This window comes from Enterobacteriaceae endosymbiont of Donacia bicoloricornis (assembly GCF_012567955.1).
In the GTDB taxonomy this organism is placed as follows: domain Bacteria; phylum Pseudomonadota; class Gammaproteobacteria; order Enterobacterales; family Enterobacteriaceae.
Genome location: NZ_CP046186.1, coordinates 820 through 2,251, shown reverse-complemented (window position 1 = coordinate 2,251; position 1,432 = coordinate 820). Strand labels below are relative to the sequence as shown.

1 rRNA gene (cut by a window edge) is annotated in these 1,432 nt (G+C 46.6%); it reads right to left on the bottom strand.

The features are described from left to right. Positions 1-7: 7 nt before the first annotated feature. Positions 8-1,432: ribosomal RNA gene (locus GJU03_RS00010) — 16S ribosomal RNA — on the bottom strand (it continues 178 nt past the right edge of the window).

Sequence of the window (1,432 nt, the reverse complement as noted above, 5' to 3'; positions counted from 1 at the left end):
TTACAGTAAAGGAGGTGATCCAACCACAGGTTCCCCTACGGTTACCTTGTTACGACTTCACCCCAGTTATGAATCATAAAGTGGTAAGCGCCCTCCTAAAAAAAAAGGTTAAGCAACTTACTTCTTTTACAACCCACTCCCATGGTGTGACGGGCGGTGTGTACAAGGCCCGGGAACGTATTCACCGTAGCATTCTGATCTACGATTACTAGCGATTCCGACTTCATAGAGTCGAGTTGCAGACTCCAATCCGAACTAAGATATATTTTATGAGATTCGCTTACTCTTGCGAGGATGCTTCCCTTTGTATATACCATTGTAGCACGTGTGTAGCCCTGGTCGTAAGGGCCATGATGACTTGACGTCGTCCTCACCTTCCTCCGGTTTATCACCGGCAGTCTCCTTTGAGTTCCCAGCCGAACTGATGGCAACAAAGGATAAGGGTTGCGCTCGTTGCGGGACTTAACCCAACATTTCACAACACGAGCTGACGACAGCCATGCAGCACCTGTCTCATGGTTCCCGAAGGCACTAAAATATCTCTATTAAATTCCATGGATGTCAAGACCAGGTAAGGTTTTTCGCGTTGCATCGAATTAAACCACATGCTCCACCGCTTGTGCGGGCCCCCGTCAATTCATTTGAGTTTTAACCTTGCGGTCGTACTCCCCAGGCGGTCGACTTAACGCGTTAGCTACGAAAGCTATAAGTCAAACTTACAACCTTCAAGTCGACATTGTTTACGGCATGGACTACCAGGGTATCTAATCCTGTTTGCTCCCCATGCTTTCGCACCTGAGCGTCAGTATTCATCCAGGGGGTCGCCTTCGCCACTGGTATTCCTCCAGATATCTACGCATTTCACCGCTACACCTGGAATTCTACCCCCCTCTATGAAACTCAAGTTAATCAGTTTCAAATGCAGTTCCTAAGTTAAGCTTAGGGATTTCACATCTGACTTAATTAACAGCCTACGTGCTCTTTACGCCCAGTAATTCCGATTAACGCTTGCACCCTCCGTATTACCGCGGCTGCTGGCACGGAGTTAGCCGGTGCTTCTTTTACAAGTAACGTCAATAATAAAATATATTAGATTTTATCTTTTCTTTCTTGTTGAAAGTACTTTACAACCCTAAGGCCTTCTTCATACACGCGGCATAGCTGCATCAGGCTTTCGCCCATTGTGCAATATTCCCCACTGCTGCCTCCCGTAGGAGTCTGGACCGTGTCTCAGTTCCAGTGTGGCTGATCATCCTCTCAGACCAGCTAGGGATCGTAGCCTAGGTAGGCTTTTACTCTACCTACTAGCTAATCCCGTCTGGGTTCATCTAATGGCATAAGGTTTTATGTAAACATAAAATCCCCTACTTTAGTCGTAAAGACATTATGCGGTATTAGCTATCGTTTCCAATAGTTATCCCCCTCCAAAAGG